This window comes from Paraburkholderia caffeinilytica, assembly GCF_046030355.1.
GTDB lineage: Bacteria > Pseudomonadota > Gammaproteobacteria > Burkholderiales > Burkholderiaceae > Paraburkholderia > Paraburkholderia caffeinilytica_B.
In genome coordinates this window covers 179,382-199,075 of the sequence record NZ_JAQQCQ010000013.1, presented here as the reverse complement: position 1 = coordinate 199,075, position 19,694 = coordinate 179,382, and the positions used below count along the sequence as shown (strand labels likewise).

Annotated in this window: 20 protein-coding genes; 13 read left to right on the top strand and 7 right to left on the bottom strand. The window is 62.3% G+C overall.

Going from position 1 to position 19,694, the window contains the following annotated elements:
- Positions 1–205: 205 nt before the first annotated feature.
- From PQQ95_RS20700 to PQQ95_RS20690, 3 genes are read left to right on the top strand one after another with little or no spacing between them, the layout of a single operon-like run.
- Positions 206–1,540 carry an LLM class flavin-dependent oxidoreductase gene (locus PQQ95_RS20700; RefSeq protein ID WP_408439981.1) on the top strand — a complete coding sequence of 445 codons (1,335 nt, stop codon included), beginning with the start codon at positions 206–208 and terminating at the stop codon, positions 1,538–1,540.
- A gap of 40 nt (positions 1,541–1,580) precedes the next feature.
- Positions 1,581–2,474, top strand: a complete 894-nt coding sequence (locus PQQ95_RS20695; RefSeq protein ID WP_408439978.1) for a sulfurtransferase — start codon at positions 1,581–1,583, stop codon at positions 2,472–2,474.
- A 15-nt stretch (positions 2,475–2,489) separates the two neighbouring features.
- Positions 2,490–3,509, top strand: coding sequence for an aliphatic sulfonate ABC transporter substrate-binding protein (locus PQQ95_RS20690; protein WP_408439976.1), 1,020 nt, complete (start codon positions 2,490–2,492; stop codon positions 3,507–3,509).
- An 85-nt stretch (positions 3,510–3,594) separates the two neighbouring features.
- Here the strand turns inward: PQQ95_RS20690 and PQQ95_RS20685 are convergent, their stop codons facing one another.
- Positions 3,595–4,191, bottom strand: a complete 597-nt coding sequence (locus PQQ95_RS20685; RefSeq protein WP_408439974.1) for a nitroreductase family protein — start codon at positions 4,189–4,191, stop codon at positions 3,595–3,597.
- A 307-nt stretch (positions 4,192–4,498) separates the two neighbouring features.
- Here PQQ95_RS20685 and PQQ95_RS20680 point away from each other — a divergent pair, with 307 nt between their 5' ends.
- The 6 genes from PQQ95_RS20680 to PQQ95_RS20655 all read left to right on the top strand — a co-directional run bounded on the left by PQQ95_RS20680 (position 4,499) and on the right by PQQ95_RS20655 (position 10,484).
- Positions 4,499–5,407 carry a TauD/TfdA dioxygenase family protein gene (locus PQQ95_RS20680; protein WP_408439972.1) on the top strand — a complete coding sequence of 303 codons (909 nt, stop codon included), beginning with the start codon at positions 4,499–4,501 and terminating at the stop codon, positions 5,405–5,407.
- 49 nt (positions 5,408–5,456) lie between these two features.
- Entirely contained in the window at positions 5,457–6,509 is a 1,053-nt protein-coding gene (locus PQQ95_RS20675) for an ABC transporter substrate-binding protein (RefSeq protein WP_408439969.1), read from the top strand.
- 70 nt (positions 6,510–6,579) lie between these two features.
- Positions 6,580–7,410 (top strand): ABC transporter ATP-binding protein, encoded by an 831-nt coding sequence (locus PQQ95_RS20670; protein WP_408439968.1) that lies wholly within the window; start codon positions 6,580–6,582, stop codon positions 7,408–7,410.
- The gene (locus PQQ95_RS20665) at positions 7,407–8,282 is read left to right on the top strand and encodes an ABC transporter permease (protein ID WP_408439965.1); all 876 of its coding nucleotides are present in this window, start codon (positions 7,407–7,409) and stop codon (positions 8,280–8,282) included. The genes PQQ95_RS20670 and PQQ95_RS20665 overlap by 4 nt, the downstream gene beginning before the upstream one ends.
- A gap of 115 nt (positions 8,283–8,397) precedes the next feature.
- On the top strand, positions 8,398–9,804 hold the full coding sequence (locus PQQ95_RS20660; protein WP_408439962.1) for a selenium-binding protein SBP56-related protein: 1,407 nt from the start codon (positions 8,398–8,400) through the stop codon (positions 9,802–9,804).
- Positions 9,804–10,484, top strand: a complete 681-nt coding sequence (locus PQQ95_RS20655) for a hypothetical protein (protein WP_408439960.1) — start codon at positions 9,804–9,806, stop codon at positions 10,482–10,484. The genes PQQ95_RS20660 and PQQ95_RS20655 overlap by 1 nt, the downstream gene beginning before the upstream one ends.
- A gap of 3 nt (positions 10,485–10,487) precedes the next feature.
- Here PQQ95_RS20655 and PQQ95_RS20650 read toward each other — a convergent pair whose 3' ends face one another.
- The 5 genes from PQQ95_RS20650 to PQQ95_RS20630 all read right to left on the bottom strand — a co-directional run bounded on the left by PQQ95_RS20650 (position 10,488) and on the right by PQQ95_RS20630 (position 15,568).
- Positions 10,488–11,477, bottom strand: coding sequence for a fatty acid desaturase (locus PQQ95_RS20650; protein ID WP_408439957.1), 990 nt, complete (start codon positions 11,475–11,477; stop codon positions 10,488–10,490).
- Between the two features lie 210 nt (positions 11,478–11,687).
- On the bottom strand, positions 11,688–12,464 hold the full coding sequence (locus tag PQQ95_RS20645) for a CDP-diacylglycerol diphosphatase (RefSeq protein ID WP_408440072.1): 777 nt from the start codon (positions 12,462–12,464) through the stop codon (positions 11,688–11,690).
- A 113-nt stretch (positions 12,465–12,577) separates the two neighbouring features.
- Positions 12,578–14,032 (bottom strand): indoleacetamide hydrolase, encoded by a 1,455-nt coding sequence (iaaH, locus tag PQQ95_RS20640; RefSeq protein WP_408439954.1) that lies wholly within the window; start codon positions 14,030–14,032, stop codon positions 12,578–12,580.
- Between the two features lie 184 nt (positions 14,033–14,216).
- Positions 14,217–14,432 (bottom strand): DUF6566 family protein, encoded by a 216-nt coding sequence (locus PQQ95_RS20635; RefSeq protein WP_408439952.1) that lies wholly within the window; start codon positions 14,430–14,432, stop codon positions 14,217–14,219.
- Positions 14,433–14,908: 476 nt separating this feature from the next.
- Entirely contained in the window at positions 14,909–15,568 is a 660-nt protein-coding gene (locus PQQ95_RS20630; RefSeq protein WP_408439949.1) for an NADPH-dependent FMN reductase, read from the bottom strand.
- A 461-nt stretch (positions 15,569–16,029) separates the two neighbouring features.
- Between PQQ95_RS20630 and PQQ95_RS20625 the strand changes: the two genes are divergently transcribed.
- The 3 genes from PQQ95_RS20625 (at position 16,030) to PQQ95_RS20615 (ending at position 17,945) form a co-directional block, all read left to right on the top strand.
- Positions 16,030–16,710, top strand: coding sequence for a J domain-containing protein (locus PQQ95_RS20625; protein ID WP_408439947.1), 681 nt, complete (start codon positions 16,030–16,032; stop codon positions 16,708–16,710).
- Positions 16,711–16,979: 269 nt separating this feature from the next.
- Positions 16,980–17,210, top strand: coding sequence for a hypothetical protein (locus tag PQQ95_RS20620; protein WP_408439944.1), 231 nt, complete (start codon positions 16,980–16,982; stop codon positions 17,208–17,210).
- Between the two features lie 213 nt (positions 17,211–17,423).
- Complete coding sequence (locus PQQ95_RS20615; protein WP_408439941.1) at positions 17,424–17,945, top strand: arsenate reductase/protein-tyrosine-phosphatase family protein; 522 nt, start codon at positions 17,424–17,426, stop codon at positions 17,943–17,945.
- 205 nt (positions 17,946–18,150) lie between these two features.
- On the opposite strand, the gene PQQ95_RS20610 is transcribed toward PQQ95_RS20615, so the two are convergent.
- The gene (locus tag PQQ95_RS20610; protein ID WP_408439939.1) at positions 18,151–18,477 is read right to left on the bottom strand and encodes an H-NS histone family protein; all 327 of its coding nucleotides are present in this window, start codon (positions 18,475–18,477) and stop codon (positions 18,151–18,153) included.
- A gap of 769 nt (positions 18,478–19,246) precedes the next feature.
- Between PQQ95_RS20610 and PQQ95_RS20605 the strand changes: the two genes are divergently transcribed.
- Positions 19,247–19,552, top strand: a complete 306-nt coding sequence (locus PQQ95_RS20605; protein WP_408439936.1) for a hypothetical protein — start codon at positions 19,247–19,249, stop codon at positions 19,550–19,552.
- Positions 19,553–19,694: the final 142 nt, after the last annotated feature.

The window sequence follows — 19,694 nt, the reverse complement described above, 5'->3', positions numbered from 1 at the left end:
AAGAGAAGCGCGAATTCTATGCCGAGCGCATTCGGTTTCTATATCTTGATTCCTGAATTGTTTATCTGGACTCGGCTTATGGCGCAGGACGGCTTGGCGCTATGATGGGTAGCTTCCTTCGGCGCTCGCAGAGTTTGCCTCGCCAGCGTCACATCGGCGTTATGTGCCTAGCGTCTGGCGCATGGCGCCCCTCATCGCGAACAGAATGACGACCCCACGTAACGATCAGATGCACCTCGCAGCGTTCGCGCTTGCCGGTCCTGTGTCCGGCAATCACGGCGGCTGGCGCTACCCCTCCGCCGACACGAACCTCCTTTCGGGCAGTTACTACAAGAAGCTGGGACGATTGCTGGAAGACGGCAAGTTCGATCTGCTATTTCTTGCCGACATCCTGGCCGTGCCGAGCCGTTATGAGGGCAGCACCGACAGCCAGCTGCGTTATGGCGCGCTGGGCGCCTTGCGGCTCGAGCCGCTTGCGGTGCTGGCCACCGTCGCCGCGGCAACCGAACGCCTGGGTCTCGCCAGCACGATTTCGACGTCGTATTTTGAGCCGTTCGCGGTGGCGCGCTCGCTCGCGACACTCGACCACCTGAGCGACGGGCGTGCCGCGTGGAATATCGTGACGTCGTTCCAGGCCGCCGAGGCCGCGAACTTCGGCCTCGAGGCGCAGCTCTCGCGCGATCAACGTTACGATCGTGCCGACGAATTCGTCGAAGTGGCCTGCAAGCTGTGGGACAGCTGGCGTGACGGCGCCTTGACGCTCGACCGTGAGACGCCGCAGTTCGCCGACCCGTCGAAGGTCGCCGCGATCGATCACGTGGGCGAGTACTTTCGCGTGAAGGGGCCGCTCAATGTGAGCCGTTCACCGCAAGGCCGGCCGGTTTTCATTCAGGCCGGGGCGTCCGGGCGCGGGAGAGATTTCGCCGCGCGCTGGGCCGAGGTGATCTTCGTCACGCATTCGTCGCTCGAATCCGCGCAGGAGTTCTATCGCGACATGAAGCGGCGCGCCGCGAAATTCGGCCGCAATCCGGACGAGCTCAAAGTGTTGCCCGGGATCGTGCCGATCGTCGGCGAAACGCGTCTGATTGCCGAGGAGACCGAGCGCTTGCTGAATAGCCTCGTCGTGCCCGAAGCGGGACTGTCGACGTTGTCATACCACCTGGACATCGATCTCAGCCAGTATCCTCAGGACGACGTCCTGCCGCAAGTCGACGTACCGGGCGTGCAGGGACACTACAAGGAAGTTGCCGAACTGACGCACAAACATGGTCTGTCGCTCAGGCAACTCGGGACGCGCTACGGCGTGGGGCCGCTGCGCGAATTTGTCGGCGCGGCGGACGAGGTGGTCGACACGCTGCAGCTATGGTTCGAGAGCGGCGCGTGCGACGGTTTCATGATTCAGGCGCCATTCCTGCCGGGCGGTCTGGAAGATTTCGTCCGTCTCGCCGTGCCGCGTTTGCAGGATCGTGGCTTGTTCCGTACCGAGTACACCGGCACGACCTTGCGCGATCATCTGAATCTGTCGCGTCCGGCGGCGTGACGCTCAACCGTAACGTGGCGGCTTGTTTCGATTCAATACCATGACGAACCGATCTTCATTTGGACCGCTAGTGTCGACCGCGTGGCTGGCCGCGCATCTTGGCACAGCGAATCTGGTCGTGCTCGACGCTACCATCATCAAGGAAGCGCTAGGCGAGTTGCGCTTCGTGCGGCGTCCGGCATTGCGCGAATTCGAAGCCGAAGGGCATATCCCTGGCGCGACCTTTGCCGACCTCGTGAATCAGTTTTCGGACCCGCAGGCAGCGTTTCCGTTTACACGGCCAACCTCGCAGCAAATCGCCGACGCGGCCGCGGCGCATGGCATCACGCGGGACAGCCTGGTGGTCGTCTACGACTCGCTTGACGGTATCTGGGCGGCTCGCGTCTGGTGGGTACTGCGCGCCTTCGGACACGATCAGGTGGCCGTGCTCGACGGCGGCCTGAAAAAATGGCGCAGCGAAGGCAGGGCGCTCGAACAGGGCGCCGGGCAGCGCCTGACACAGGCCGGCACGCCATTCGAACCGCAATTCGATGCCGATGCCTTCGTCGACAAGGCCTATGTGTCCCGCATGCTCGATACCGGTGGACAAGGCGTGTTGTGCAATGCGTTGCGCCGTCCGGTGTTCTCCGGTGCCGAGCAGGCTTATCCGAGACCTGGGCGGATTCCTTCCAGTCTCAGCGTACCCTTCGACGAACTGATCGATCCTGCCACCAATGCGTTGTTTCCGGTCGAGGTGTTGCGGGAACGGCTCGCGGCTTCGACGGAGTCTGGCACGCGCATCGTGACCTACTGTGGTGGCGGGATCACGGCAGCGGGGCTCGCGTTGGCGTTGGCAGTGTGTGGCTTTTACAACGTGACGATCTACGACGGATCGTTAAACGAATGGGCCGTCGATCCCGCATTGCCGATGATCGTCGACCTGGACGTGCACTGATTGGAATTCCGAACCGTGACCCTTTCCATCTTTCGTTTGCTCACTCGCGCGGTGCTGACATCGCTGCTCGTCGTGAGCGCCGCTCACGCGCAGACCGCCGCCAATCCTTCGGCCCCGCTAAAACTGCGGATCGGTTATCAAAAGTCTTCAACGCTCATCACGATCCTGAAAGCGCGTGGCTCGTTGGAGCAGGCGCTGGCGCCACTGGGTGTGACCATTACCTGGAACGAGTTTGCCAGCGGCTTGCCGCTGACCGAAGCGCTCAACGCCGACGCGGTCGACTTTAGCGCCGATGTTGCCGATACAGTCCCGGTGTTCGCGCAAGCCGCTCACGCACGGTTTGTGTATGTTGCGCAGGAAGCGCCGTCGCCGGGTGCCCAGGCGATTATCGTGAAGCGCGACGGTCCGCTGCATACGCTCGCCGACCTGAAGGGCCAGCGCATCGCGGTGACGAAGGCGGCTGGCAGCCACTATCTGCTGCTCGCCGCGCTCGCCAAAGCAGGTCTCGCGCCTGCTGACGTGCGCATCAGCTATCTGACGCCCGCCGATGGACGTGCCGCCTTCGAGCGCGGCAGCGTGGATGCGTGGGTCACGTGGGACCCGTATGTCGCCGCGGTCGACAAAGCGCCGGACGTGCGCATCCTCGCCAACGGCGATGGCCTTGCCTCCTATCAACGGTACTACCTGGCGTCCAGCAGCTTCGCTGCGGCCCACCCGGATGTGATTAGCACGGTGTTTGCACAATTGACGTCGGCAGGTGCATGGGTCCGCAGCCATCCCGACGATGCGGCAAAGCTACTCGCCCCGATCTGGGGCTTGGACGCGGCGACGATCGAGCGTGCGAATGGGCGCCGCAGTTATGCCGTACGCGCCGTGGATGCGCAGAATTTCGGTGAGCAGCAAAAGATCGCCGACACCTTCTATCGGGCGGGTCTTCTGCCGGCGCCGGTCGATACGGCTGCGGCGTTGCGCTGGAACTTCGCCACGAAGCGAGCTGAAACGGCGGGCGCGTCGACCACCGCTTCCGGGGGATAGGCGCTGGCGCCTGCCACCTCCGCGTCCTGTGAGAGCAGCTTTCACCGGCTCGCGCCGCCGCGAGCCGGTTGAAGAAACAGGCGAATCAGAGAACGAGACGCCCTTCCGATGCGATGGCAGTCAGCGAATTGCGCTGGCTCTGCACTTCGCGCGCCTGCAGCGCTTCCGGCAGCGAGGCCTTGTCACCCGCGCGGCCGATCGCGATAGCGGCTTCGATGGAGTAGACGTCCGGAACGGCGAGCGCCTGACGGATCTTCTCTCGTTCGATGCCGGCGAGGCCGTGCGCATGCCATCCGGAAAGGCTGGCCTGTAGCGCCAGATAGGCCCACGCGGCGCCGGTGTCGAACGAATGGGTGGGCGCCGGGACTTCAGCCGCGCCGCCGGGCGGCGTGAACGTGCTCTTGGAGAGCACGACGACAATGGCTGCTGCCTCACGGGCCCAGCTTCGATTGAATTCGTTAAGGAAGCCGAGGAATTGTTCCCAGTGGGGCGTGTCCCGTCTTGCATAGACGAAACGCCAAGGTTGGGAGTTATAGGAAGACGGCGCCCAGCGGGCGGCTTCGAGAAGCGTCAGCAGGGCGGCGTCCGGGATCGGGTCGGAGGTGAAAGCGCGCGGCGACCAGCGGTTGAGGAATTGCGGGGCGATGGGATGGTCGGCCGTTCGTGCGTTCGATGCTGTCATTGACTGCTCCTGGAGAGAAAGAATTCGACGCTCAAGCCTGAGGGCCATGAAGGCCCCAGGCGATGCCGGATCACTTTATTTGCCCGAACAGGATGACTGAACCGATTTATTCTCACATCGTTATTCCACCACTGAGCACGGCAGTGCCTCCGGCTCACAGCCCGCAGCGCGTTACAGCATCGGGTTTATCACTTCAGCAGATAACCGTATCCGATTTGCTTCGTTGTCCTCGCGCGCGGGCACCGGTAAATTCGTCTGGCTGCGCCCTTGCCGGCGTCTTTCGAACAGATTCGACCAAGAGTTTCCTGTGACGACAGTCTCTGCACCCACCGCCGCCAGCGCCGCTGGCCAAGTCAATCAAGCCCAGCGCATCGAAATTCGTGCTTTCGACGGTCCCGTCGGCGCGGAGGTGCTGGGTCTCGATCTCGGTAAGCCGCTGGGTCAGGACGATTTCGCACGCATCCACCGTGCACATCTGGACCATCACGTGCTGGTGTTTCGCGATCAACGCATCACGCCGGATCAGCAGATTGCCTTCAGCCGCCGCTTCGGGCCGCTGCAGATTCATGTGCTGCATCAATTCCAGCTGGCGGGCTATCCAGAGGTGCTGGTCGTCTCGAACATCGTCGAGAACGGCCAGCCGATCGGTCTCGGCGACGCCGGTCACTACTGGCATTCGGATCTGTCGTACAAGGAGAAGCCGAGCCTCGGTTCGATGCTGCATGCGCAGGAACTGCCCGCGGAAGGCGGCGACACGCTGTTCGCCAACATGCACCTCGCGTGGGACACGTTGCCGGCGCACTTGCGCAGCGCAGTGGAAGGGCGTTCGGCGGAGCACACGTATCTCGCGAAATACGCGGAATTGCAGAAACGCAGCCCATGGCGGCCGAATCTCTCGGCGGAGCAGATCGCCCAGGTGAAACCGGTGGTGCAACCGGTCGTGCGCGCGCATCCTGAGACCGGGCGACGCGCGCTGTTCGTCAGCGAGCATTTCACGACCCGCGTGATCGGTTTGCCGGAAGACGAGAGCAAGTCACTGCTCGAAGAAATTTTTGCGCACAGCGTGCGCCCCGAGCATCTGTACCGGCATCAATGGGCCGAACACGACATGGTGTTCTGGGACAACCGCTCCTTGATGCATCTGGCAGCCGGCACGCCGGATCATCTGCGCCGCAAACTGTATCGCACGACGATTGAAGGCGACGTGCCGTTTTGACGGCAACGCCGCCCGCTTTGACCACACTCACATGCTGACCGGAGTTCCGATGCTTGCCAGGTTTCATCCGACCGCTGCGCGGTCGTTCTTTGCTCGCCGCCTGAGCGCGGCGCTGCTGACTGTATCGATGGGCGTGGTGGGCTTCGGCGCAACCGTACCTGCTCACGCCGAAGGGCAGATCCGCGTCGCCGAACAGTTCGGTATCGTCTATTTGCTGCTGAACGTGGCGCGCGACCAGCAATTTGTCGAGAAAGAAGGGCGCAAGCAGGGCCTCGATATCAAGGTCGACTGGGTGAAGCTTTCGGGCGGCGCCGCGGTCAACGACGCGCTGCTCTCCGGCGCGGTGGATATCGCCGGAGCGGGCGTCGGCCCCTTGCTGACGATCTGGGATCGCACGCACGGCAAGCAGAACGTGAAGGGCGTGGCGTCGCTCGGCAATTTGCCGTATTACCTCATCAGCAACAATCCCGATGTCAAGACGATCGCCGACTTCACCGAGAAGGACCGCATCGCGGTGCCGGCGGTCAATGTGTCGGTGCAATCGCGCGTGCTGCAATACGCGGCGGCGAAGCGTTGGGGCGACAAGGATTACAACCGCCTCGACAAGTTCACGCAGGCGCTGCCGCATCCTGACGCGGCAGCGGCGATCATCGCGGGCGGCACGGAAATCACCGGACACTTCGGCAATCCGCCGTTTCAGGAGCAGGAACTCGCCGGCAATCCGAAGGCGCATATTGTGCTGAATTCATACGACGTGCTCGGTGGCCCGAGTTCGGCGACCGTTCTCTACGCGACAGAAAAATTTCGCGACAACAATCCGAAGACTTACCGCGCATTCGTCGATGCACTGGCGGATGCCGCACGCTTTATCTCGGCGAATCCCGACGCCGCGGCCGATATCTACATCCGTACGAATCAGTCGAAGGTCGACCGTAATCTGCTGCTGAAGGTCATCAAGGATCCGCAGGTGCAGTTCAAGGTCGCACCGCAGAACACGTTCGGACTCGCGCAGTTCATGTATCGCGTCGGCGCGATCAAGAACGAGCCGAAGTCGTGGAAGGATTACTTCTTCGACGACCCGGCAACCGCGGCGGGCAGTTGAGCGTGATTTTCCGGTTGAGCTTCGCCGGCCATTCATCGACCCGTGCGGTCGGCTTACAGGGAGCGATCTGATGGTGGCCAATCCTACCTTGCTGTTTCCGAACGGTGGCGGGCAGATCACGCCGGCGACCAGCGCAAGGCTGCTCGCAGTCGAGCATATCAACCTCGAATACCGCACGCGCGAGCGGATCGTTCGCGCGACCCATGACGTGAGTTTCGATGTCTATGGCGGCGACCGTTTCGTGCTGCTGGGGCCGTCGGGTTGCGGCAAGTCGACCCTGCTCAAAGCCGTGGCCGGCTTCATCCAGCCGACATCCGGCAGCATCGCGCTCGACGGCGTTCCTGTGCGAGGTCCCGGCGCCGATCGTATCGTCGTGTTCCAGGAATTCGACCAGTTGCCGCCGTGGAAAACGGTGCTGCAGAACGTGGCTTTCCCGCTGCGGGTGGCGAAGAAGCTTTCGCGTGCGGAAGCCAGGGAACGCGCGCTGCATTATCTCGACAAGGTGGGGCTTGCTTCGTTTGCCGACGCCTATCCGCATACGTTGTCGGGCGGTATGAAGCAACGCGTGGCGATTGCCCGCGCGCTGGCCATGCAACCGCGCGTGCTGCTGATGGACGAACCGTTCGCCGCGCTCGATGCGCTGACCCGCCGCAAGATGCAGGAGGAACTGCTGCGTTTGTGGGAAGAGGTGAACTTCACGCTGCTGTTCGTCACCCATTCGATCGAAGAGGCGCTGGTGGTCGGCAACCGGATTCTGTTGCTGTCGCCGCATCCAGGCCGCGTGCGCGCCGAACTCAACAGCCACCAGTATTCGCACGATAGTTCCGGGCGTAGCGACTTTCAGCACAGTGTTGCGCGCATTCATCACCTGTTGTTCGAGCAAACCGAGGCCGTTCAATGAGCACGCCCATCCTGTTGCCGCCGGTTCGCGAAGAGTATGAGCGCCCGCTCGAACCGCTCGGTGAACTTATTGTCGAAGCGCCGCTGCCGCTCGGCAAGCGCATCGTTGCGCAAGGCTGGGTGCGCAAGACGCTGATTGCACTGGTGCTGATCGTGGGGTGGGAAATCGCCGCGCGTGCGGTCGACAACGATCTGCTGCTGCCGACTTTCGGCGCGACGTTCAGCGCCTTCGTACAAGGCATCTGGTCGGGCGAACTGCTGCAGAAAACGGCGGTATCGATGTCCGTGCTGCTGCGCGGCTATCTGCTTGGCGCCGCACTCGCGTTTGTGCTCACGTCGCTTGCCGTGTCGACGCGTATAGGCCGCGATTTCCTGTCGATGCTGACCGCGATGTTTAACCCGTTGCCATCCATCGCGCTGTTGCCGCTCGCTTTGCTCTGGTTCGGCCTGGGCACCGGCAGCCTGCTATTCGTTCTGGTGCACTCGGTGCTGTGGCCGCTTGCGCTCAACACTTATTCCGGTTTTCAATCGGTGCCGGCAACGCTGCGCATGACGGGGCGTAACTACGGCCTCACCGGTATGCGCCATGTGCTGTTGATCCTGGTGCCGGCCGCATTGCCGTCGATTCTGGCCGGCTTGCGCGTGGGCTGGGCCTTTGCGTGGCGCACGCTGATTGCCGCCGAACTCGTATTCGGGGCGAGTTCCGGCAGCGGTGGGTTGGGCTGGTATATTTTTCAGAATCGCAACGAGTTGTATACGGATCGCGTTTTCGCCGGCTTGGCCGCGGTCATCGTGATCGGCTTGCTGGTCGAGCATCTGGTGTTCGATACGCTAGAGCGCGTGACTGTGCGGCGCTGGGGCGTGCAGCACTAACGGTCCAATGGCGCGACAATGGCAACGACGGTTCGCAACAAGGCGTGCGATCCGTCGAAGAGAATGAGCATACGAACGCCTTAGGCCCGAACCAGAGAGACAAGGAGACCCTGTCATGGGAATGCGTCCAGATCCTACGTTCCATGCATCGCCGAAACTCGCGATGGATGCGCCAGCGGAAGACTTTGCCTACACGTTGCTGCTCAGCCCCGATTTCTCGCAGCCGGACGCGCTCGCCGTTATCGACGTGAAGCCCGGATCGCCAACCTACAGCCAGGTGGTTCACACCGTGCCGGTGCCGAACAAGGGGGACGAATTTCACCACTTCGGATGGAATGCCTGCTCGTCGTCACTCTCGCCGCTGACCGGCCACGCCTTTCTCGAACGGCGCTATCTGATCATTCCGGGGATGCGCTCGTCGCGCATCTACATTGTGGACACCAAGCCTCATCCGACCCAGGCGCGAATTCACAAGATCATCGAACCCGAGGAAATCTTCCGCAAGACGGGCTATTCGCGTCCGCATACGGTCCACTGTGGGCCTGAAGGCATCTACGTCAGCACGCTCGGCGGAGGGGGGAAGGATGGCACAGATGGCCCCCCGGGCATCTTCATCATGGACTGCGAGACGTTCGAGGTGCTCGGCCGCTGGGAGATCGACCGTGGGCCGCAGGAAAAACACTACGATTTCTGGTGGAACCTGCCGCGCGATTACATGGTGTCGAGCGAATGGGCGCTGCCGCCGCAATTCGAGAACGGAATCGTCCCCGAAGATCTTCTGTCGAACAAGTACGGACACCACATCCACTTCTGGGATTTGCGGGCGAGGCGCAATGTGCAGACGATTGACCTCGGCGCCAATCATCAGATGGCGCTCGAAGTGCGGCCCGCGCACGATCCCAGCCGCGAATACGGCTTCATCGGCGTGGTGGTGGATACGACGAATCTTGAAGGATCGATCTGGACCTGGTGGCGGGAAGATGGGAAGTTCCACATCGAGAAGACCGCGACCATCCCGCCCGAGCCCGCAGCCACGGAGTTGCTGCCACCTTTGCTGCAGGGATTCGGCGCGGTGCCGCCGCTCGTCACCGATATCGATCTGTCCATCGACGACAAATTCCTCTACGTCGCCTGCTGGGGAACCGGCGAGCTGCGCCAGTACGACGTGACGGAACCGCGGAAACCGAAGCTCACCGGGTCGGTTCACATCGGCGGAATTGTGCGGCGCACGCCCCATCCGAATGGCAAGACCTTTGCGGGTGGTCCGCAGATGGTCGAGATCAGCCGTGACGGGAAGCGCGTCTACTGGACCAATTCGCTCTACTCGACGTGGGACAACCAGTTCTACCCGGACGGCGTGCCTGCGGCGCAGGTGATGGCCCGGGCTGAACCTGGTGGCGGCCTTGCGCTCGCCGACGACTACTGGGTCGACTTTCCCGACGGATACCGGGCGCACCAGATCCGGCTCGAAGGCGGCGACTGTTCGACCGATTCGTTCTGCTACCCGTCGGTGGGGACTTGATGGGGGGCGGCTGGCCGCAGGCCGGTCTTTGGTTAGCCGTCGCGGCGAGCGGTCTCTATCACGGGCTCAACCCGGCAATGGGATGGCCGCTCGCCGTGTCGAGCGGATTGATGGACAGACGGACCCGGTCGCTGTTCTCCGCACTCCTGTATCTCGCGGCGGGACACGTGCTGGCCATGTTCGTGGTGATCGCGCCCTTCGCCATGCTGGCGATCCTGCTCGCCTGGCAGCGCGAGATCCAGATTGGCGCGAGTGTGCTGGTTATCGGCTTTGGCGTTTTCCTTCTGATCTGGCGGCGCCATCCGCGTGTGCTCGCGCGGATTCCGCCGTCGCGCCTCGCGCTCTGGTCCTTCGCCGTGGCTATCGCGCATGGCGCGGGACTGATGCTGGTACCGATCTACCTCGGCCTTTGCCGGTCCTACGACATGGACCGGGGGCATCAGGCCGCGCAGGCGCTGATCGACGCCAATCTGGGCATGGCGCTGCTTGTCTCCGGCGTTCATGCCACCGCCATGATCCTGGTCGGTGGACTTCTTGCCTGGTTGGTCTACCGCTACCTGGGGCTGAAGTTCGTGTCACGGAGCTGGTTCAATCTGGATGCGGTCTGGGCCGCGAGCCTCATTCTGGTGGGTATGCTCTCATTGGCGTTCAATACCGCGTTGTCAGGCCGATTACCATGAATTTCACGGGCGATTTGCCTGCAAAACAGGCGGATTCATCTGGATAAAGTCGGATGAATCTCCCTGCACAGGGTGCGCAGCCAGAGCGAACGCGTAAAGCCTCAACCATTCGCTGTAACCCTGCACGAGAAAACCTCCTGAGCGCTCTATGTATTGCGGGCGGGACGTTTCATAAACGCCTCGAAGCGCAAACCACGGCACATGCGGTAAGTCGTGATGAACCAGATGGTAGTTATTGTTCAGGAACAGCAGCCGCCAGAACCACGCCGCTTCATTGATGACGGTGCGATGTTGGTGAGCAGATGCCGTGCGATGTTCCTGAAACGAGCGGATCGAACCCAACGACAACGATCCATATCCCGCGCCGACAATAAAGGCCCACACCGGAATTCCGCAGCTGCGCTGAAGCCACACCGTCAGCACGGCTAACGTGGCCAGATGCGCGAGCCACATCGGCACATCGCGCCAATCGCCGCGTTTGATCCTGGCGAGCGCATTCGCGCCCGTCGCCGCAATGGCAAAAGCCGGCCCGACTAGCAGGCGCCCGGCGAACGTATTGCGGAACGTCAGCAGCGCGCGAAACGCGAAACCGGCACGTCGCCAAACGCGCTGACTGACGAAGTAGCTTTCGGGATCACGCTCGGGAAGCGTCAGATGCGGATCGTCGTGATGCTGAAGATGCGAATCACGATAAACGCCATACGGAAACCATACCGCGAGCGGCGCGAATCCTAACAATGCGTTGAAGAGCGGCGAACGCGTGGGATGACCGTGCAGCAATTCGTGTTGCAGGGACATGTACCACGTGCCCAGCAACGCCAGCAGCGCGGTGCTCAGTGGCAAGCCGAGCGCGTGCGCGTGCGTGGCCACGCCGAACCATCCCGTGTAGATCGTGACGATCAGCAGCCAGGTCGGCCATTGTGTGCGCCATGTCCAGCTTGTGGCCTGTTGGGCGAGTGCTTTGCGTTGCGTGTCGTCGAGATAAATCGCCATCGGCTGGATCGGTTGAATGCAGGTTTAGACCGATCCTACGGACCAATTCACACGACCAGAACCATTTTGTTCAGCAATGCATCTGCGTATGCGTGCAAAAGCGGAGGGACACATCGCAAGCCTTTACGCAGCGAGAGGTCGCAATTACCAGCGCTCAAAACGTCTTGTACGGCGCTCGCCGATTCTGACCGGGCGGTCGACAATCAATGTTCATTCACCGTCCGCCACGCGGCATGCGTGATCGAGCAAGCCTTCCGCCGAGCCGCTGCCGTTGTCGACATCGAGGCCGCTATTCACGACGAGCCAGCCGTCCTGTTCCGCCGATGGTCCTGCGCCCGTCACGAGGATGGTTTGCATGGCCATCGCCGCAGCGTCTCCATTGTCACGCGCGACGATGCGAAACGGATTGTTCGCCTGCGTAAGCGAGGTGACGCGCATGATCCGGTAGCGCTGGCCGTCGAGCGTATCCCAGTGCCACTTGCCAGGCGCGTCTTTCGCGTGACGCGCGAGGGCGTCGCTTATCTTGCTGTGCATGCAGTCGATATGGATATGCAGCTGGTTTTGCGAGCGGCGGTACTGGGAATTGATCTCGAGGCCGAGTTGGTTGTCGGGCAGGGAGCGCTTGACTGATTTTTCCACGTATAGCCGGGACGTCCACGCGTCGTCCCAGTAGTCCTGCGCGTTCGGCGCCAGCACGAATGGACTTTCTATGCCGGTGACGCGGTCGGTCGGAATCAGCAGATGCTGTGAGCGGCCGACGATATCCTTCAGGATCACATAGTGTTTGTCGAGATCGACCACCGTGCATTGGCCTGGCGTGCCGGTGGACTGTTGCGATGGCACGCAACGCAGATCGACGATTTTCCAGAGCGCGTTCGAATCGACTGCGGCCAGGCGCGCACAGGACGTGGCGGCGAAAGCGACCGCTAATACCGCGACGGTGCGTAGAAGCGTGGACCGAAGGCGGGCGGGTTGGCGGAGAGTCATCGGCATGCGGATCGGCACTTTTTTAGCGGAATGTTCAACGGAATGCTTAACGGAATGTTCAACGGCATTTTCAATGGCACGCAATGGCACGTTCGGCGACATCTGCAAAGCCGTCAGAGCACCGGCGCCGGCAGCACGCCGAGCAATTGCTCGAATGCGACGCCAATCGCCAGCAGCCGCCGGTCCTCGCCGAGCGGGCCATCGAGTTCCAGGCCGACCGGCAAGCCGCTGGTCGTCATGCCTGCAGCCAGTGACAAACCCGGAATGCCGGATGTGCTGGCCGGGTCGGTATTGCGCAGGAACGCGTCCATCGTATCGAGCGGCGCGGCGCCATCGATCGCTACTGTCGACGAGCCATTCAGGTCGTCGATCGGCACCGCGGTGAGGCGCGTGGTGGGGAATAGCAACGCATCGAGATGCGCATCGGCGAAGGTCGCCGCGACATACTGCTGCAAGCGCGGCCGCCATTGTTTCAGCGCTGCGTCGTATTGGGCGCCGAGTACATCGGCGAGCACGCCGTCGTAGATCGCGCGCACGTCCGGGCTCGCGATGCGGGCCGCCATTTCACTGACGGTCTTGACCGGCGCATGGTTGGCGATGAGCCAGGCGAGGACGTCTTCACGCGCCTCATGGATCGCGATCGGACCGCCGACCAGGCCGTTCAAGGTCTCCAGTTCGCTCATCGCGACGGGGACGAAGATGACACCCGCCGCTTCGAGACGGCGCAAGGCGGCGCGCGCGACTTCTTCCACCTGCTTTTCGAGTCCGTCCCAGAGCGGCTCGGGCAGGCCGATGCGCAAGCCATTCAGCGTGAGTGCGGGCAACGGTCCCGTTCCGGTGATTACGCCGTCCAGCAAAGCGATATCGGCGACCGTGCGCGCCATCGGCCCCACCGTGTCGCGCGTATGACTGATCGGCACGACGGCATTCGGGTCGTGATAGCGCCGCTCGGCGCCGCCGTTACCGACCGAGGGACGAAACCCCGCGATGCCGGTCAACGCGGCCGGAATGCGGGTCGAGCCGCCCGTGTCGGTGCCCAGACCCGCGGGCACGATGCGCGCGGCGATCGCGGCGGCGGTGCCGCCCGACGAGCCGCCGGGAATCAGCGTGGGGTCGTAGGGGTTGCGCACCGGCCCGGCGTGCGTGGCGAAATTCGTACTGGTGATGCCGAACGCGAGTTCGTGCATGTTGGCCTTGCCGAGGATGATCGCGCCCGCATCGAGAAGCCGTTGTACCGAAGGCGCATTGGTCTTCGGCACGAAGCCCTCCAAAGCAGGCGTGCCTGCCGAGGTCTGCAAGCCGGCCGTGTTGATGTTGTCCTTCACGACGATGGGCAAACCGGCGAGCGGCAATTGCGCTTTTGTTTCGGGCGGCAATGCATCGATGCGCTGCGCGGCGGCCAGCGCGCCGTCGAGGTCGAGCGTGGTGAGTGCGTTGAGGCTCGAGAGCGATGCCGCGCGCGCCAGCAGCGTGGCGATATAGTCGGCGGCCTTGAGGCGCCCGGACTGGATCTCGGCGACCGCCTCGGTTGCGGTGAGGGCCAACTGTTGATCGACGGTCCATGTCATCGCAGGCGTCTCCTTGAACGGAAGTGTCGCCTATTCTGGCACAGCCGCTTAAGAATCGACGCCGGGTGGCGCAACGCGCTTTGCGTTCGCCAGGTTGCCGGTTCGCAGGGCGATCAGCGCACTCGTTTTGCGCGTGAGACCGGTATGGCGGCCTCGCGCTATCGGACGAACCCGCCGGAGGGCGTTACTTGCGGCTGTCGATCCACATGCGTCCCCAACGGAACGCATAGGCGAGCGCATGCTCTTCGTCGAAGAAGTAATCGAGTGCGTCGAACGAGTAGGCCTGAGCGTGGCTTGCCGATGCTCTCTCTATGGTCAGATTGGCGGCGAACAGACCGTTGGGTAGTCGTTGCGCAGCCGGTGCGACTTCGTAACCCTTGTAGCGCATAGGTGAATTCATGGTCGTGGCAGTGAGTGTGCCCTCGTGTGTTGCCAGGGAGCCGATGCGCGGGACGCAACCCTGTGCGTCAGGCAACCGGTGGTAAGCGGGCAGGATCAAGCGTAGGCCGCGCCGCGCAGCGGGTGAACCAATCTTTCGTCGTAAGCAAATCAGCGAGGTTCGGGAACGGTCTTCAGGAGGCCGGATCGGACCATAGTCGCAGTGTTCGAAAACACTATCCGGCGTTGCGGGTGGGCCGTCTGTTGTGTGGCGCACGGTTTGAACGAGCGGAAACACGAGCGCGTTCGAGCGCGCAGGGCGCGGCTGGTCGGCCTTGAAGGCTATCGGTTTGGGATGCGGCGGTTGGCAGGAAGAGGCGGTCAGCGCACCCCGGCGTCGAATGGTTCGCCGAGGCAGCGGCGCGGCCGCCGCTTCAGCGCAAACACGGGTGCGTCGGGGACCGCAGGCGCAGACCCTCGACGTGGTGCGCAAGGGCGTTAAACCGCGTGCAGCAAGCGGGCAGGTTGCGCTTCCTTGGTGGCATTGCCGATGGGCGCGGCCGTCGGCGTGCGATGCGCGTTGAACGCCAGCGCGAATTGCGCGGCCTGCTGGCCGACGGTAGCGAGCTGATCGACGACCTTGGCGTCGGAACAGCTATCGACGGTATCGAAGCGCGTTTCCAGCGTGTTGATCCCGGCGCCGAACGGCGTCGGCCAGCCTCGCAGCGCGTGGACGATCGAGCGCAGCGACGTCAGCACTGAGCCGGCAGCTTGCCAGCCATAAGCGGTGACGATACAGCCGACCGCGCGGCCATCCAGATAGGGGCGTTCGTCGGCGCGCAGCTCCTCGAGCGTGTCGAGTGCATTCTTGACGAGGCCGGAGACGCCGCCGTGATAGCCGGGCGTCGCGATGATCAGCGCGTCCGCATGGCGCACGGCGTCGATCAGTTCGAGCTGTTCGGCGGTGCGTTCGGGATTTTCCGGGGCGTAGTGAGGCAGGCTATGCAGGAAGGTGCCGCCGAACAGGCGGGTATTCGCGCCCGCGGCTTCCGCGCCACGCAGCGCAAAGCCGAGCGCGCGCTCGGTCGACGACGCCGCGCGTGTCGTGCCGCCGATGCCGATGACGAGCGGCCGGCGGTGATGATCGAAACTGGTCAACGAAATGCTCCTTCGGTAGCGGCTCACGGGACGCTGGCGCGGGGCTGCGCGTAGACGAACCGGGGCGAACCGGACTTTGAAGTGTCATCTTAATGACCGCCGCGACCCGGGCGAAGCGACTTTTTGTTCTAACGATATAACCGCGCGGGGTTATCGGCGGCGCGGCGGACTGTCTGACGGAGGCTTCCGGGACGATACGCAGCCCGTTGCAATGCAGTTGAGGCCGCGCCGGATAAGCATATGGCGAACCATTGTTTGGGGGCGCGTTCACACGCGGCTATGATCGAGTCGTCTCCTCCATGACATCTCCTTGACATGGGACTCGGCCTCGCTACACCAGTGGCGAGGCCTTTTTTTTGTCTGGTCTTTCAGCAGCGCCGGCGCTTGCCGCTTCACGATAAAGCCGTTTTTTGCATGCTACGATGGTCCGCGAAGCGATTCACGGTGAGGTCGAACACGCGATGGCAACCCTATATGACACGCTCGGTGTGCCCACGCACGCCACGGAAGAAGAAATCAAGCGGGCCTACCGCAAGGCCGCAATGAAATGGCATCCGGATCGCAATAGCGGCGCCGAAGAAGTTGCGCGCGCCACCTTCCAGGAAATCAAGGACGCTTACGCGATCCTCTCCGACGCCGCGCAGCGCAAGGTGTATGACGCGGTCTATGCCGAGCAGATGCGCGGCTGGGAAGCGCAACGTGCCCGCCAGCAAAAAGCGCAAGCCGAACGGGAAGCGGCCGCGCGCGCCGCGGACGAGGCGGCCTACGCCGAGATGGTGTCGCTCGCCATGCGTTTCGCCGACGAGGGCCACAATCGCGACGTGCTGTTCGGTGTGTTGCTAGGGCGTCGATGCGAGGCGCGCCGGGCCGCGCAGATCGCCGACAGCGTCTCGGCCCTGCAGGCGGCGCGGCGCGAGGCCGAGGAGGCTGTGGTTGCCGCCGAGGCGGCCGCAAAAACAGCGGACGTCCCGGGCGTTTCAGCCAGAACGGAGACAACGGCCGTGAACGACGATGCCGCCCATCACGGCGCACCCGGTCAGCACGGCAACCCGGGCAAGCGCGAAGAAAGTACCAGCGACGCGCATCCGGTCGGCGTACTGGGTGGACTCTGGTTCCAGTTTCTGAACGGCTTGCGGTTTTGAACAGAGGGTTCTGGCCGGTAGACCCGAGACGTAGACCGAATTGATATAGAGAGCGGCCTTCAGCGCCGGGATATCCACTTCTAGAATCAAAGACATGTCCGTGACATGTGTCGTTCGAGCGTCGATATGAAGCGACGGCTCTTGATTGCAATGCATGCGGGTGGCGGACGCATCAGTGTGTCGGGCACAGGATTGCGCATGTGCTCGCTGCTCCTCTCCTTGTCGCTGGCTCTATCTTCCCCGCGAAAAACCCGCTTCGCTTGACCTCCATGTTGCAGATCCCGAGAGGCACGACGGCCATGGTTACTTTTATTTTTGTCGTTGCGGTGGCGGCGTTTATCCCGTATGTCGCAGCGCCCGGCATTGTGAATGGCGTCAAGGCGATCAATGCCCAGCCCGCGGCGATGCTGTTCGACCCTTTACCGGCGGTGTCTGACGGCACAAGCGACGCTGCGAATCGGATTGTCTCCGGGCAGCCCGAAAGCGGCGCTTCCGTGTGAGGCGATGTCGGCGCGCAGTTGTTGGCATATTGAAAGACTCGGCTTTGCGCGGCTACACTTCGTAGCCGGTAAAGCGCGCGATGAGCGTGGCTTGAGCGGCCTGGTACAAATTCTTGTAGCGCAACAAATTAGGTCATCGTAGTGTCACGAGGGCGCAAGACTGGGCCGGCAGAATTGCACATACATAGAGAGATAAAAAAATACGGGGTGAGCGTGACCAGAAAATATAAGGTGCTGTTTCTCTGTCGCGAGAATTCAGCACGCAGCATCATCGCCGAAGCTTTATTGCGCGAACTGGCGGGGCACCGGTTCGAAGCGTTCAGCGCAGGGCCGGAGCCGGCCACGCGCGTTCATCCTATTGCGATCGCGCAATTGCGGCCCGGTATATCGGACCTCGGCGTGCTCAGTCCGAAAAGCTGGCTGGAATTCACCGGCGAATGGGCGCCGCGCATGGACCTGGTCGTCAACATGGACGAGTACGTCGCCGGGCATCATGCGCCATGCTTTCCCGGAGAGCCTTCGTTGTGCAACTGGATCTTTGCCGATCCGTTGGCCGACGGCATGTCCGAACCGGAGCGAGTCCGTTTGTTCGAAAAGGTGTTCTGGCAAATCGTCCGGCAGGTCAGCACGTTTATCGAATTGCCGCAGTATGCGACGCCGCCGGCTCGCATCAGCGACGCACCGTGCGCACCGGTGAGCGATGCAACGAGCCCCGCCATACAGTGCAACGCGTGAACGGCCCCGACGCGTCAACCGGTCGAGCGACGCCTGACGCGCAATGCGCGGGCGGTTCACGACACGGCTTTCGAGGGATTCATTGCGTCATTGGACGACAGCGCGTGCATGCCGGTGTCGCCCGAGTCTTGTCGTTGCGGCCAGAAAAGTACGGGTAGTGCCTCGGGGTGGTGCCTTTACGCTAGCGGTTTGACAATCTGATGGCTTAGCGGTTATTCGGGCGCGCAAGCGGGCTGCCCGCAAACGGATCGTTTAGCCAATCCACCTGTTTTCTCGGCTGCGGGGCGGGTGCCGGCGTGGCCGATAATTCGAAGTGGTCGATTGATTGACCTGCGCTAATTGCCTGTTTAAGCCATTGGGGCATTTCACCCTGGCCGTCCCAGCTATCTCCCGTTGCGCTACGGTAGCGTTCAGCTTTCTGCCCCTTCGGTTCGGCCGCCAGCACGGCGGCGAGGTCTTCTGGTTTGATACCAAACTCTTCCATGCGGTGGCGGAGATACGCAATCATGCTATCTCGCTTCCTTTCGTCCATAAGATATTCGTCCTTCTAAAGCGTCCAGTGTTCTGTCAATTACAGATTGCAAGGGGATGCCGCGACAGCATTGAGCCCTTGGATAGGAGCCCGCTCGCGGTAAGGTTATTGATCGAAGGAAATTCCAGTTGCAGCGTCAAGGAACGCCGCCCCATATATTGCGGTACAGCATATGTCCAACCAGGCCGCCTATCAGGCTGACTGTGCCAATCAGTGAATATTCAAGCGCTCCGCCGCGCGGCAGGTACGGCTGGGTAAGCCCTACGGCCACAGTGGAAAAAACGGTGATGACAATGCAATGATTGCGAACAGTCGGCCTCATGTCCACGCTCCGTCTCTCGCCGGTGCCTCGTGCGGGGCAGATTTTTGTGTGTTATGGCAGCATCATAACGCACTGTTCGGGTAACGCACGTGCCGGCAGGGCTGATTTTGTTGTCGCATGTCCCGGATCGGTGGGCAACCGGCGCCGCTTACGCCGCCTGCACCGCCGGGATTGAAATCCTGAATGGCCGACCTATAACGAAACAGCGGAGCAACAATCTGCGTTTCCAGCCTGGCGACGACCGGTTCCGGCAAGCCGCGCGTGCACGCCCGACATTGGTTTCAGGTCTGGCAACTAATTACTCGTTTAGTTCGGTGACTCGCAGCAGCAGTCCCGCATAGGCATTCGCCCGTCCGTCAGTTCGATTTGATGACACGACGTTTTTTCGCGGATTACTTCTTTTTGAAGGGGATGAGCGTTGCTGCGCCGGATTCGAGGAGTCTGGACATGAAACTACGTTTATTGATGGCATTGGCAAGCGCCGCGCTGTTTCTGGCGCCGAATACAGCCGGCGCACTGGACAGCCAGCAGGACGCTATATCGGGCCGGGCGCTCATGCAGAACGCAAACGAATCAGCGCAAGACACCACCGACATGTCGTTAGGCGACACTGTGCGGACCGCGATGCCGGCCGGGCAACCGGTGCAGAACGTCTCCTATGGCGGCGTGGCCGCGGGCGCGACGGAAGTAGGGGGCCCACAGGAGCGGCCGTGTTCTTCCGGGCCGCAATGCAGGATTTATTTTGGCCAATAGCAGAGCGGCAGTTCGGGAGGCGGTGCGGGAGCAGAACGCACCGCCTCCAACCTCAGCCGCGCGCTGCGCCCTGATCGAAATACCCACACGCCCGACTGCAATTTTACGGAGTGGTCAGCAGGCGATTTAATACGATGTTAAG